Annotated in this window: 10 protein-coding genes; 4 read left to right on the forward strand and 6 right to left on the reverse strand. The window is 67.7% G+C overall.

Going from position 1 to position 13,163, the window contains the following annotated elements; genetic code table 11:
- Nucleotides 1-80: 80 nt before the first annotated feature.
- From purD to ASD68_RS11310, 6 genes are all read right to left on the reverse strand, one after another.
- Nucleotides 81-1,364, reverse strand: a complete 1,284-nt coding sequence (purD, locus tag ASD68_RS11285; protein WP_056607532.1) for a phosphoribosylamine--glycine ligase — start codon at nucleotides 1,362-1,364, stop codon at nucleotides 81-83.
- A gap of 81 nt (nucleotides 1,365-1,445) precedes the next feature.
- Nucleotides 1,446-2,834: an AMP-binding protein gene (locus tag ASD68_RS11290; RefSeq protein WP_056606769.1), complete on the reverse strand. Its 1,389-nt coding sequence runs from the start codon at nucleotides 2,832-2,834 to the stop codon at nucleotides 1,446-1,448.
- A 233-nt stretch (nucleotides 2,835-3,067) separates the two neighbouring features.
- Complete coding sequence (locus ASD68_RS11295; RefSeq protein ID WP_056606771.1) at nucleotides 3,068-3,640, reverse strand: Sua5/YciO/YrdC/YwlC family protein; 573 nt, start codon at nucleotides 3,638-3,640, stop codon at nucleotides 3,068-3,070.
- Complete coding sequence (locus ASD68_RS11300) at nucleotides 3,641-6,172, reverse strand: DNA topoisomerase I (protein ID WP_056606774.1); 2,532 nt, start codon at nucleotides 6,170-6,172, stop codon at nucleotides 3,641-3,643.
- Between the two features lie 111 nt (nucleotides 6,173-6,283).
- Nucleotides 6,284-7,420: a DNA-processing protein DprA gene (gene dprA, locus ASD68_RS11305; protein ID WP_056606777.1), complete on the reverse strand. Its 1,137-nt coding sequence runs from the start codon at nucleotides 7,418-7,420 to the stop codon at nucleotides 6,284-6,286.
- Nucleotides 7,421-7,513: 93 nt separating this feature from the next.
- On the reverse strand, nucleotides 7,514-8,641 hold the full coding sequence (locus ASD68_RS11310) for a LysM peptidoglycan-binding domain-containing protein (RefSeq protein ID WP_056606780.1): 1,128 nt from the start codon (nucleotides 8,639-8,641) through the stop codon (nucleotides 7,514-7,516).
- Nucleotides 8,642-8,831: 190 nt separating this feature from the next.
- Between ASD68_RS11310 and def the strand changes: the two genes are divergently transcribed.
- The 4 genes from def (at nucleotide 8,832) to ASD68_RS11330 (ending at nucleotide 13,020) form a co-directional block, all read left to right on the forward strand.
- Nucleotides 8,832-9,341 carry a peptide deformylase gene (def, locus tag ASD68_RS11315; protein ID WP_056606785.1) on the forward strand — a complete coding sequence of 170 codons (510 nt, stop codon included), beginning with the start codon at nucleotides 8,832-8,834 and terminating at the stop codon, nucleotides 9,339-9,341.
- The gene (gene fmt, locus ASD68_RS11320; RefSeq protein WP_056606789.1) at nucleotides 9,338-10,279 is read left to right on the forward strand and encodes a methionyl-tRNA formyltransferase; all 942 of its coding nucleotides are present in this window, start codon (nucleotides 9,338-9,340) and stop codon (nucleotides 10,277-10,279) included. Before def ends, fmt begins: the two co-directional genes overlap by 4 nt.
- A gap of 10 nt (nucleotides 10,280-10,289) precedes the next feature.
- The gene (gene rsmB, locus ASD68_RS11325; protein WP_056606793.1) at nucleotides 10,290-11,594 is read left to right on the forward strand and encodes a 16S rRNA (cytosine(967)-C(5))-methyltransferase RsmB; all 1,305 of its coding nucleotides are present in this window, start codon (nucleotides 10,290-10,292) and stop codon (nucleotides 11,592-11,594) included.
- A gap of 211 nt (nucleotides 11,595-11,805) precedes the next feature.
- Nucleotides 11,806-13,020 carry an O-antigen ligase family protein gene (locus ASD68_RS11330; protein ID WP_162247415.1) on the forward strand — a complete coding sequence of 405 codons (1,215 nt, stop codon included), beginning with the start codon at nucleotides 11,806-11,808 and terminating at the stop codon, nucleotides 13,018-13,020.
- The last annotated feature ends 143 nt before the right edge of the window (nucleotides 13,021-13,163 follow it).

The following is a 13,163-nucleotide window of genomic DNA, read 5'->3' on the forward strand; positions in this document are numbered from 1 at the left end:
GGGAAGGTGCCGAAGGCGGATGGGGGCGCTCCTGGCCAAAAAAGTCATCCCTCCAGAACCCCATGTCCGACCTGACCAACTCAGTGACGATGCAACGCCCGGTGCGCGATGTCGCGGCGATGGAACGCGCCTTCGTAGTGGATTTTCTCGATGGCAGCGTAGGCATGCGTGCGGGCGGCGGCAAGGTCGTTGCCGAGTGCGCAGACGGTGAGCACGCGGCCGCCGGCGGTGATCGCGCGGCCTTGTGGGTCGAGTTTGGTGCCGGCGTGGAAAACCTTGACGTCGGGCGCGGCGGTGGCATCCAGCCCGTCGATCACGTCGCCATTGCGCACTCGCGCCGGATAGCCTGCGGCAGCCAGTACCACGCCGATGGCCGGGCGGCGGTCCCAGCGCGCGCTGACTTCATTCAGACGGCCATCCAGCGCGGCGTCGATCAGGTCCACCATGTCCGATTTCAGCCGCATCAGGATGGGCTGCGTCTCCGGATCGCCGAAGCGCACGTTGTATTCGATGACCTTGGGATTGCCCTGCTTGTCGATCATCAGCCCCGCATACAGGAAGCCGATGAACGGCGCGCCTTCCAGCGCCATGCCGCGCAGGGTGGGTTCGATCACTTCCTTCAGGATGCGCTGCTCGACTTCCGGCGTGACCACCGGCGCGGGCGAGTACGCGCCCATGCCGCCGGTGTTGGGGCCGAGGTCGCCTTCGTCGCGGCGCTTGTGGTCCTGGCTGGAGGCCATTGGCAGGGCGTGGCTGCCGTCGCTCATCACGATGTAGCTGGCTTCCTCGCCGTCCAGGAATTCCTCGATCACCACGCGGGCGGAGGCGTCGCCGAAGCTGTGCGCGCCCAGCATGTCGTGCAGGGCCAGCTCGGCATCGGCCTGGGTCAGCGCCACCACCACGCCCTTGCCGGCGGCCAGGCCGTCGGCCTTGATCACGATCGGCGCGCCATGCTGGCGCACGTACGCCAGCGCCGGCTCCAGCTCGGTGAACACCGCGTAGTAGGCGGTGGGGATGTTGTGCCGCTGCAGGAAATCCTTGGCGAACGCCTTGGAGCCTTCCAGTTGCGCGGCGATGGCGCGCGGGCCGTAGATGCGCAGGCCGGCGTCGCGGAAGCGGTCGACCACGCCGGCCACCAGCGGCACTTCGGGGCCCACCACGGTCAGCGCGATGCCTTCGTCACGGGCCAGTTTCAGCAGGCCATCGATATCGGTCACGGCCACGTCGGCGTTGCGTACGCCCGGCTCGTGGGCGGTGCCGGCGTTGCCTGGCGCCACGATCACTTCGCTGACCCGCGGCGATTGCTTCAGCTTCCACGCCAGCGCGTGTTCGCGACCGCCGCCGCCGATGACGAGAACCTTCATGTACTGCTCCGATAACAGATGCGCGCCGGCGCGGCGCCGTCGCGCATTGTAGGGCACGCTGCGCCCTGGACGCCGGCGCGGTCAGTTTGGTGAATGGCCTTCGTCGGCGGTCTGCAGCAGCGCCAGCAACGCGGCGCGCGGCAATTTTCCGGTTTCATTGCGCGGCAGCGCGTCCACCAGCCGCAGCGGCCGGGGCAGGAACAAGGGGTCGATCGCGCGGCGCAGCGCGTCGAGGATGGTGTGCTCGTCCAGCCCCGGCGCAACCACCACGGCCGCGATGCGGCGCACGCCGATGGTGTCGGCGTCGTCCAGTTGCAGCATCACGCCATCGCGCACGCCGGGGATGGCCAGCAGGCGGCGGGTGAGATCGGCCAGCGAGGCGCGCTTGCCGGCGATTTCCAGCAGGTCCGCACGACGGCCGCGCAAACGGAACCGCCGGCCGCCATCGTGGAGGCTGACCAGGTCGGCCAAGGCGACCGCATCATCGAGCTGTGGCGCATCGACCAGGGTGCCGTCCGGCTGCGGGTGCAACTGCACGCCGTCGAACAGCGACCACTCCTCCTGCACGCTGGCGCGGCGGCTGGCGAACACGCAGGTCTCGGTGGAACCGAACACCTCCAGCAAGGGCGCGTCGAAGCGCTGCTCGGCGGCCAGCGCCAGTTCGCCCGACAACGGTGCGGTGGCCGAAACCATCGCCGCCAGCGGCGGCAGCGCGATGCCCGAATCGACCAGGGCCCGAAGGTGCACCGGCGTGGTCACCAGCACGCGTGGCGCGGGCACCTCCGCCAGCGCCGCCGCCACATCGGCGGGAAAGAACGGACGCCCGGCATGGATGCCGATATCGCCCAGCAAGGGCAGCAGCACCGACATCTCGATGCCGTACATGTGCTGCGGCGGCACCGTGGCCACGACCTCGAACCGCTGGCCCAGCTCGGCGCGCAACATCCGCAGGTTGCCCTCGGTGCTGGCGTGGAAGCTGCGCCAGGTTTTCCGGTTGGCGCTGGGCGCACCGGTGGAGCCGGAGGTGTAGCCGATCGCCACCACCTGGTCGGCGTCGATCAATGGCAGCGCGAAATCGCTGCTTTCGACCGTCGCCTCCAGTGGCGACATCCTTTGGTAGCGCGGCGGCGCCAGATCCAGCGGCAGGTCGCCCAGCACATGGCAGCCGGGATGCGCCGCCATCACTTCGTCCACCGCCTGCGGTGCGCGCGAGGAGGGCAGCAGATTGGTCTGGCCACGCAGCGCGATGGCGCAGAACGCCACCAGGAACGCGTAGCGATCCTCACACAGGTTGACCGTCGCCGCCGTGGCCGGCAACTGCGCCGCCACCTGTCGCACGTGGCCGAGGAATTGGGCGGCACTGACCGCGGCGCCATCGCGCCAGGCCACCGTGCGATCGGCGGCGGTGGCGAACAACAGGGGCAGCCGGCTGGGCGCCTCCTGCTGGAATGTGTCGTAGACGATGGCCAAGCGGGGTTCTCCTGTGGCATCCGGCCGGTCGGCAGGTGCTTCCGTGCAGACGGTTCAGCGGCGAATTATTACGCGGCGGCTCAGAGCTTGTGAAGAAAACCACTTCCGGTGGTTTTCTTCTATCGCGAGTCCGGTACATGCCCGGGCTCGCTCACGCGAATCAACCACTTGCGTGACCGATTCGCGGCCGGCCATCAATGGCCGGCCTGAGCGGTTGAAGAAATCACAACCTCTCAGTGCCGAATGGTGGCGCCGGTGAGGGCGTCGCGGATGGTCGTGGGCCGATCCTGCTGTCCCAGCGGCGCGTCCAGCAGGCCGTCCAGCGCGTTGCCGAAGTAGCTGGCCACCGTGTCCGCCGAGCGGGCCGGTGCGCTGCCGTGCGGGTTGGCGCTGGTGGAAACCAGCGCGCCACCGTAGGCGCGACACAAGGCTGCCGCAGGTGCGTGGGCCGTCACCCGCAAGGCGATACCGGTGTGCGCGCCGGCGATCCACTCGGGAATGTCGGCGGCGCGCGGAAGAATCCAGGTGTGCGGCCCGGGCCAGCTGGCCTGCACCTGCGCCAGCACGTCAGCGGGGACGGCGGCGCGGTCGATGTAGCACTCCACCTGCGCGAAGTCCGCCGCGATCAGCAGCACGCCTTGCGTGGGCGGCCGTTGCTTCAGCGCAAACAGGCGCTCGAACGCCGTCCGGTTGCGCGGGTCGCAGCCCAGGCCGAACACCGCTTCGGTCGGATACGCCAGCACGCCGCCGTCGCGCAGCAGCGCGGCGGCGGCATCGATCTGGCCCTCGGCAAAGCGCTGCAACACTCAGGCCTCGCCCGCGTCCGAGGTGCCGGCGGTTTTGGCTGGCGTCTTGCGCGCCGTGGTCTTCTTCGCCGCGGCTTTCTTGGTGGCCGTTTTCTTGGTCGCAGACTTCTTGGCGGCGGTCTTCTTGGTGGCGGTCTTCTTGGTGGCCGTCTTTTTCACGGCGGCCGTTTTGGCAGCCGGCGCCTTTTTCGCGGCCACTTTCTTGGCGGCTGTCTTCTTGCCGAAGCGGCCTTTCTTCACCGGCGCGGCGGCCAGCAGTTCGAGGCATTGGGCTTCGGTCAGCGTCTTGGGTTCCTGGTCTTTCGGGATCCGTGCGTTCTTTTCGCCATCGGTGATGTAGGGGCCGTAGCGGCCATTCAGCACCTGCACGCCATTGCCGAAGTCGAGGATCAGGCGGTTGGCCAGCATCTCCAGTTTCTCGGCCACCACCTGCAGCGCGCGGGGCAGTTCGATGGTGTACGGATCATCCTCGGCCTTGAGCGAGGCGTAAGTGCTGCCCTGCTTCACGAACGGGCCGAAGCGGCCGATCGCCACGCTGACCTCGTCGCCGTTCTCGGCCTGGCCCAGCTTGCGCGGCAGCTTGAACAGCTCCAGCGCGTCAGCCAGGGTGATGGTGTGCATGCTCTGGCCGGGGCGCAGGCTGGCGAAGGTGGGCTTTTCCTCGTCGTCCTTGGTGCCGATGGCCGCATACGGCCCGAAGCGGCCCAGCCGCACCGACACCGGCTTGCCGGTTTTCGGATCGGTGCCCAGTTCGCGCGCGCCGGTGGCCTCGCTGCGGTCGACCGATTCGGTCTTCTCGTCCACTTGCTGCTTGAACGGCTGCCAGAAGCGCTCCATCAACGGCACCCAGGCTTCCTCGCCGCGGCTGACGGCGTCAAGCTCGTCTTCCATCTTGGCGGTGAAGTCGTAGTCGACGTACTGGGTGAAGTGCTGGGTGAGGAACTTGCTGACCGCGCGGCCCACGTCGCTGGGCTTGAAGCGGCGGCTGTCAAGGTAGACGTACTCGCGGTTCTGCAGCACCTGGATGATGCTGGCGTAGGTCGACGGGCGGCCGATGCCGTGCTCTTCCAGCGCCTTGACCAGGCTGGCTTCGGAATAGCGCGGCGGCGGTTCGGTGAAGTGCTGGTCGGCGGCGATCTCGTGCAGCGGCACCGCCTCGCCTTTTTCCAGCCGCGGCAATCGACGGCCTTCGTCGTCGTCATCGGCCTTCTTCTGGTCGCTGCCTTCCTCGTACACCGCAAGGAAGCCGGGGTCGACCACCGTGGTACCGCTGGCGCGGAACGAGGCGTCGCCACCTTCCACATGCGGCAGCGCGAATTCCACCGAGACGGTATTCAGCGTGGCGTGGATCATCTGGCAGGCGACGGTGCGCTTCCAGATCAGCTCGTACAGCTTGCGCTGGTCGTCGTTGAGATATGCCGCTACCGACCGTGGCGTGTGCATCGCCGAGGTGGGGCGGATCGCCTCATGCGCTTCCTGCGCGTTCTTCGACTTGGTCTTGTACACCTGCGGCGCATCCGGCAACGCCTTGGCGCCGAAGTCGCGGGCGATCAGCTGGCGCAGCTCCGCCAGCGCGTCGTCGCCGAGCATGGTGGAGTCGGTACGCATGTAGGTGATCAGGCCCACGTTGCCCTCGTCGCCCAGCGCCACGCCTTCGTACAGACCCTGCGCCACCTTCATGGTGCGGCTGGTGGTGAAGCCCAGCTTGCGCGCGGCTTCCTGCTGCAGGGTGGAGGTGGTGAACGGCGCGGCGGGGCGGCGCTTGCGCTCCTTCGAGCTGACGTCGCTGACGGTGAGGCGGCCACGCGCGGCCTGTTTCAGCGCGTCGCGGGCCGCCTGTGCATCGGCCTCGTTGGTGAGGTCGAACTGTTCGAATTTCTTGCCGTTGAGCCGGGACAGGCGGGCGCTGAAATCGCCCTCGGCGTGCTTGAGCTGCGCCTCGATGGTCCAGTATTCGCGCGCCTTGAACGCCTCGATCTCCTCCTCGCGCTCCACGATCATGCGCAACGCCGGCGACTGCACGCGGCCGGCGGAAAGCCCGCGCTGCACCTTGCGCCACAGCACCGGCGACAGGTTGAAGCCGACCAGGTAATCCAGCGCGCGGCGCGCCTGCTGCGCATCGACCAGGTCGTGCGACAACTGCCGTGGCGAGGCCACCGCGGCCTTGATCGCCTTGGGCGTGATTTCGGAGAACACCACCCGGTGCAGCTGCTTGCCCTTGGTCAGGCCACGCTCGTTGAGGATCTCGCTGATGTGCCAGCTGATCGCCTCGCCTTCGCGATCCAAGTCGGTCGCGAGATAGATGTCGTCGGCCAGCTTGGCGGCCTTGGCAATCGCGTCGACGTGTTTCTCGTTACGCTCGATCACCTCGTAGGCCATGGTGAAGCCGTGCTCGGTATCGACCGCGCCCTCCTTCGGCCGCAGGTCGCGCACGTGGCCGTAGGAGGCCAGCACCTGGAAGTCCTTGCCGAGGTATTTGTTGATCGTCTTGGCCTTGGCCGGCGATTCGACGATGAGCAGGTTTTTTGCCATGAAACTGGATTTCCACAAACGTAAAGACCGCCGCCGGGCGACGGGCGCATATATATAGTTGAAACCACGCCGGGCGGGCGACTGTCAAGCCAAATCACGCCGGCCGCGCATTCAGCCCGGCAGTTGCTGGTAGCGGTTGCCGGGCAACGTCTCCACGCGCCCCTGCAATTCCAGCATCAGCAGCATCGAGGAAAGCGCCGACGCCGTCTGACCCGTACGTTGCACAAGTTCGTCCAACGTCGCCGGATCATGACCGAGTGCCCCGCATAAGTCGCGATATGCCGGGTCGTCCGATGCGGCCGAAGTGGTGTCGCCCTCGCTGGCGGCCACGCCGGCGCTGCCCAGCCGCGCGGCCAGTTCGCCACCAAGCATGCGCGCTGCGGGCGTCAATGTCTCGATAATTTCGGCGGCCGTTTCCACCAGCCGGGCGCCGTCGCGGATCAGCCGATGGCAACCGCGGGCCAGCGGATTGTGGATGGAGCCGGGCAGGGCGAACACCTCGCGCCCCTGCTCGCCGGCCAGCCGGGCGGTGATCAGCGAGCCGGAACGCAAGCCCGCCTCGACCACCAGCGTGCCCAGCGACAAGCCCGCGATGATGCGGTTGCGGCGCGGGAAGTGGTCGGCGCGGGCGCCGGTGCCGAGCGGGTATTCACTGATCAGGGCGCCCTGCGCGGCGATGCGCCGGGCCAGGGCATGATGCTTGCGCGGATAGACCCGGTCGGCGCCGGTGCCGATCACCGCCAGCGTGCTGCCGCCGGCATCCAGCGCGGCGGTGTGGGCGGCGCCGTCAATGCCGTCGGCCATGCCGCTGGTGATGGCGAAGCCAGCCTGCGCCAGCGCTCGGGCGAACGCACTGGCGTGGGCCATACCCGCCGCGCTGGCGCTGCGCGCGCCAACGATGGCGACCTGCGGCAGCAAGGCGAGGCCCGGGTTGCCGGCCACGAACAGGGCGGCTGGCGGCTGCGGGATGTTTTCCAGCTGCGGCGGGAAATCCACGTCGGTACAGCGCAACAGGTGGTGATCCGGTTCGGCCAGCCAGGCGATGTCGGCAGCCAGCCGCGCCTCGTCGGGCGCGTCCAGCCAGGCCCTGGCTTCCTCACCCAGCGCGGTTCGGTGGCGGTGTAGGTTTCGCAGTACGGCATCGATGTCGCCATCTGTGGCGTCGAGCCGCTCGCGCAAGCCGCCCGGCCCCAGGCCCGGCGTGCGCAGGGCGGTAAGCCAGGCGCGCAATTCGTGTGTTTCGTCCATGCCCCGAAGTTTACGCAGTCACCCCAAACAATCACGGCGCGGTGGTAGCCGCGCCGTGGTGTCAGGCAATGTCGCCGGGTTTCGCCGCCGGGACTACTCCGGCATCGCCAGCTTGTCGTTCTTGTGCACCGGCCGCAGGCTGTCCATCACCAGGCCGTAGCTGACCCGGTCGAAGGTGCGGAACACCATCACGTGGCCCACGAATTCGTCCGGCAGGGTGACGCGGGAACCCACGCCACGGCGCCAGCTGCTGCTGGCCACGTCGTCATGGATGTTCTCGCCGGGGCGATAGATCGAGAAGGTCTGGCCGTTGTCCACGCCATCCTTCGCACCGACCGACAGCGCCACCACCTGGCGCGAACCCGCCGCGTCCAGCGCATCGGCGAAGCCGATCACGTGGGAGTCCTGGGCAATGGACTTGGGCGGATGCGGGTAGAAGTAGGGGTCGTACGGCGCGTCGTCGATCGGCAGCACGCGGTCGCCGCTGCGGATCTCGCGGGTGGAGTCGAGCAGCAGCAAGGTGGACGGATCGCCCGTGCGCAGGGTTTCAGCGGTGCCGATCACGGTCACTTCCACGCCCATGTCCTGGCCGCGACCCGTCTGGCCGTCGTGGCGGGAATCCTCGCGCCACGGCGCGTTGACCATCGCCGCATTGCTGTCCAGCTCATGCGCGAAAATGCGGCTGTCGGCGTCGCCCGGGTCGTCCTGCTCGAAACCGCGGAAGACGTGGCTGGGCCGCACGATGGCCCAACGCTGGCCCGGCGTGGCCTGCAGGCCACGAACGTAGATGTTCTGGCCGACTGCGCCGCGCAGCCGGTTTTCCTCCAGCCCCACCACGTAGGGCGCGGAGCTGACCTCGTTCGAATTCATCACGCGCAGGTCTTTCAGGAAGGTGCGCAGTTCCGACAGCGGGATAGCCGGCACCGCGTCGCCTTCACGATGCACGCTGGGCTGCAGGCGCAGCGACGGGCCGTTGATGAAGGACAGGTTGAGCACGTCACCCGGATAGATCAGGTGGGGGTTGCGCACCTGCGGATTGGCCTGCCAGATTTCCGGCCACAGCCAGGGCTTGACTAGGAAACGGGCGGAGATATCCCACAGCGTGTCGCCACTGCGCACGGTGTAATTGTCGGGATGATCGGTGCGCAGTTGCGCGCCTGCTGCGTAGACGGCCACGGTTACCAGCAAGCCGGCCAGCAGGACGATGGTTTTTCTGATCATTGTTGGGAATCCCCCTCCCCTTATGCTCGGTCGAGTGTAGCTGAACCCTTTTGACGCGCAACAGTCGTCCGTCGACAAAAATCGTCTGCAGACACGCGCTTGCCGACGTACAATGAGGCACATTCTAAATGGCGCCAGGGCTCGATTTTCACCAAGTCGCCCGCACTTTCGGCGTCGAGGTGAAAAAACCATGTCCGTTCTGTCCATTCTCGAATTCCCCGACCCACGCCTGCGCACCCGTGCCGCGCCGGTAACCGTGTTCGACGCGAAGCTGAAGCAGCTCGTCGCCGACATGTTCGAAACCATGTACGCGGCCAATGGCGTGGGCCTGGCCGCGACCCAGGTCAACGTGCACCAGCGCGTGCTGGTGACCGACATGAGCGAGGGGCGTACCGAGCCGCTGGCGCTGATCAACGCGCAGATCCTGGAAAAGGAAGGCTCGCAGGTTTACCAGGAGGGTTGCCTGTCGTTTCCCGGCCTGTATGCCGATGTCACCCGCGCCTTGAAGGTGAAAGTGAAGGCATACGACGCCGACGGCAACGAGTTCGTCGTCGATGTCGAGGGACCGCTGGCGGTCTGCATCCAGCACGAGATCGATCATCTCGACGGCAAGGTCTTCGTCGACCACCTGTCTGCGCTGAAGCGCGGCATGTTGCTGAAGCGGCTTGAGAAGGCGCGCAAGCAGGCGGCCAGTGCTTGAGTAGCGCCGGCTTGCGGCTGGTTTTCGCCGGCACCCCCGATTTCGCCGTGCCCTGCCTCGAGGCCTGCCGCGCCAGCGGCGCCGAGGTGGTGGCCGTCTATACCCAGCCCGATCGCCCTGCCGGCCGCGGCCGCAAGCTGACGCCCAGCCCGGTGAAGCAGGCCGCGTTGGCGGCCGGCATCGCGGTGCATCAACCCGATTCGCTGAAATCCACCGAAGCGCAACAGGCGCTGGCCGCCTTGCAGCCGGATCTGCTGGTGGTGGTGGCGTACGGCCTGATCCTGCCGCGCAAGGTATTGGCCATCCCGCGCTTCGGTTGCTGGAACGTGCACGCCAGCCTGCTGCCGCGTTGGCGTGGCGCGGCGCCGATCCAGCGTGCCATTCTTGCCGGCGACGCGGAAAGCGGCGTCGACCTGATGCAGATGGAAGCGGGTCTGGACACCGGCCCGATCCTGCTGGAACGACGCACGCCGATCAGCCGCGACGATACCGGCGGCTCGCTGCACGACCGTCTTTCCGCGCTGGGCGCCGACGTGCTCGCCGATGGCCTGCGTTGCCTGCTGGCCGGCAACATGCCGGGCGCTGTGCCACAGGCCGACGAAGGCGTGACGTATGCGCACAAGCTGGACAAGGCCGAAGCGAAGCTCGATTTCCAGCACCCGGCGATCGAACTGGAGCGCCAGGTGCGCGCGTTCGACCCCTGGCCCGTCGCCGAAGGCGAGATCGCCGGCGAGCGTGTGCGGATCTGGGCCGCGCAAGCCATCGACATCACACATCACGTGGCGCCCGGCAGCGTGATCGCAGCCAACCGGGACGGCATCGACCTGGCGTGTGGCCATGGCGCACTGCGCGTGCTGGCGGTTCAACGCGCTGGTGGCAAACGGGTCAACGTCATTGACTACCTCAACGCGCGCCCCGACCTGCGGCGCACGCCATGACGTGCCACCGATGAAACCCGACACCCGTGCGCTGGCCGCCAAAGGCCTGGCTGAAGTCGCCCTGCGCGGCGCGTCCCTGCGTGACGTGATGGAACGCAACGCACGGCGATTGGCCGATCCGCGCGATCGCGCGCTGTTGATGGCCTTGCTCAGCGAAGGCGCGCGCTGGTGGTTGCGTTTCGATGCCGCCGTTGACGGCTTGCTGGAAAAACCACTGCGGCACAAGGACCCGGCCGTGCACGCGCTGCTGGTGCTGGGGCTGGTGCAACTGGAAATCCTGCAGCTGAGCGACTACGCCGCCGTGGCCGCCACGGTCGAGGCGACGCGCACGCTGGGCCGGCCGCAGCTGGCGGGCCTGGTCAACGCCATCCTGCGACGCTGGCAGCGCGAGCGCGACAGCCTGCTCGCCCGCCTCGACGCCAAGCCCCAGACCCGCCACGCGCATCCGGCGTGGCTGGCCGCCGCGTTGCAACGCGACTGGCCGCAGCAGGCCGACGCGGTGATGGCAGCGGACAACCGCGAACCCCCGCTGATGCTGCGCGTCAATCGCCAGCGCAGCGAACGCCTGGCGCTGATCGAGAAATTGCATGCCGCCGGCTATGCGGCCAGCGCGCACCCGTGGCTGAGCGACGCGCTGGTCTTGCCGCACAGCACCGACGTCACCCGCATGCCCGGCTTCGAGGACGGCTTTTTCGCCGTGCAGGATGGCGCCGCCCAGGTGGCCGCCGACCTGGCCGACCTGCGCGACGGCCTGCGCGTGCTGGACGCCTGCGCCGCGCCCGGCGGCAAGGCCTGCCATCTGCTGGAACGCGCCGACATCGACCTCACCGCGCTGGAGTTCGACGCCGCCCGCGCCGAGCGCATCCGCCAGAACCTGATGCGGCTGCGCCTGAATGCGAAAGTCGTGATCGGCGACGCCGGTGCGCCCAAGGGCTGGTGGAAGGGCCAGCCGTTCGACCGCATCCTGATCGACGCGCCGTGCTCGGCCACCGGCGTGTTGCGCCGTCGCCCCGACGTGCGGCTGCACCGGCGCGAAAGCGACATCGCCGCGATGCACGCGCAGCAGCGCCGCATCCTGGCGGCACTGTGGCCGCTGCTGGCGCCGGCTGGCCGGCTGGTCTACATCACCTGCTCGGTGCTGCGCGCCGAGAACGAGGCCATCGTGGGCGAACTACTGGCCGCGCAGCCCGATGCGCGGGCGACCGCCTTCACCCTGCCGGCGGGCCAGGCGGCCGGCGTCGGCTGGCAGATCCTGCCCGGTGACGGCGACCTGGATGGCATGTATTACGCCGTGATCGAAAAACGGACCCGATGAAAGGCTCAGCTGGCGGTAAGCCGGGGCCAGCTATACAACGCGTCCGTTCGGCTCGATTTGCTATTTTCCAACCGCTGCCGCACACCGCCTGCCTTCCCCCGGGCGGCACGTCGCTCCACCACCCACCCAATCGCGCAACCGCTGGAACGCAATGGACGCCATGCACGGTACACAGTTGAAGCGATGGGCACTGGCGTGCTGCACTTGGCTGGTGATCCTGGTCCCACTGTCGTTCTCCATCGAAAAACACGTCAGGGTGCTGCCGATTGCACTGCTTTTCCTGGCCGGCTTGTGGTTGCTGGTGGGGAACCGGGCGGTGCGCCGCGATTACCGCTACGCCTGGCCCGCGCTGGTTCCCGCGGCGCTGATGGTGGCGCTTTCGGTGGTCAACATCTGGCAACACCAACTCGGCTGGCGCGAGTTCGACCAGTCGGCGCACATCATCATGTACACCGTGATCGCCGCTGTTTTCAGCCTTGGCCTGAGCATGCGCAAGGTCTGGAACGGCTTCAGCCTGACGCTGATTTTCCTCGGCGCGGTGAGCATCGTGCAGCACCACTTCTACGGTGTCCTGCGCCCGGCCGGGCTCAATGGCGGCCCCGCCAGCACGATCGAATTCGCCACCGTCATGCTGGGGCTGACCTTGCTGGCGCTGCTGCAATTGTTGAACCCGAAGGCGACCAGAGGCGAGAAGTGGCTGCATGGCGCCGCCATGGCGCTGGGTATCTATGGCGCACTGCTGACCCAGAGCCGCGGGCCGCTGCTGGCGTTCGTGCCGGCGTTTGCGCTGGTGATGGCGCTGCATGGCTATCGCAAGGGTTTGCGGCGCCGGCAATGGCTGCCGATCCTGGTGATCGGGATCGCCGCCGCGCTCACCGCGGCTGCCAATCTCGATGGTCGACTGGTCGAACGCTTCGCCAGCATCAGCCAGGAAGTCAGCTCGTACAACCCCAACCACGACGCCAAGGGCGCCGTGCGCGAGCGGCTGGAAATGTGGCGCACGGCCGTGCGCGCGTTCAAGGAACACCCGCTGGCTGGCGTGGGCATCGACCGTTTCGGCACCTACATACGCAGCGAAGTGGCGGCCGGGCGCACCAATGTGGCGGTCGCGCAATACGGCCATCCGCACAACGAATACCTGGACGCCGCCGCCACCCGCGGCATCTTCGGGCTGGCGGTGCTGTTGCTGCTGTTCGCGCTGCCGTTCTTCTATTTTTTCCGGCACGCGGCCGATCCCGACGACGCCGTGTCCAGGCCCGCGTACGCCGGCCTGGCGATCGTGGTGCTCTATGCCGTGTGCGCGCTCACGGAAAGCGTGCTTTTCCGGGTGATGTCGCAATCGCTGTTCTTTTTCCTGCTGCTTGGCCTGGCCGTGCGCGTGGGCAACGGACTTCGCTGCCGGGCCGAGAGAAGCAGCGCGACCTGATCGCCGGGCGACGTCGCATCGATCAGGACGCGACCGCAAACGCTAGACTTCGCCCATCGATCTCCTGCGTTTTCCATGCCGCGCCGATGCAGGCCGGAAACGGGGAGTGCTTTTCTGGCGCCGCGGCGTGGCGCCGCGTTCGG

The organism is Rhodanobacter sp. Root627, assembly GCF_001427835.1.
Taxonomy (GTDB): domain Bacteria; phylum Pseudomonadota; class Gammaproteobacteria; order Xanthomonadales; family Rhodanobacteraceae; genus Rhodanobacter; species Rhodanobacter ginsenosidimutans.

What these genes read in the sequence shown, in the direction of transcription:
- purD (WP_056607532.1), bottom strand. Translation starts at nt 1,364, where the DNA reads ATGAAGGTTCTCGTCATCGGCGGCGGCGGTCGCGAACACGCGCTGGCG.
- ASD68_RS11300 (WP_056606774.1), bottom strand. Translation starts at nt 6,172, where the DNA reads ATGGCAAAAAACCTGCTCATCGTCGAATCGCCGGCCAAGGCCAAGACG.
- dprA (WP_056606777.1), bottom strand. Translation starts at nt 7,420, where the DNA reads ATGGACGAAACACACGAATTGCGCGCCTGGCTTACCGCCCTGCGCACG.
- ASD68_RS11310 (WP_056606780.1), bottom strand. Translation starts at nt 8,641, where the DNA reads ATGATCAGAAAAACCATCGTCCTGCTGGCCGGCTTGCTGGTAACCGTG.
- def (WP_056606785.1), top strand. Translation starts at nt 8,832, where the DNA reads ATGTCCGTTCTGTCCATTCTCGAATTCCCCGACCCACGCCTGCGCACC.
- rsmB (WP_056606793.1), top strand. Translation starts at nt 10,290, where the DNA reads ATGAAACCCGACACCCGTGCGCTGGCCGCCAAAGGCCTGGCTGAAGTC.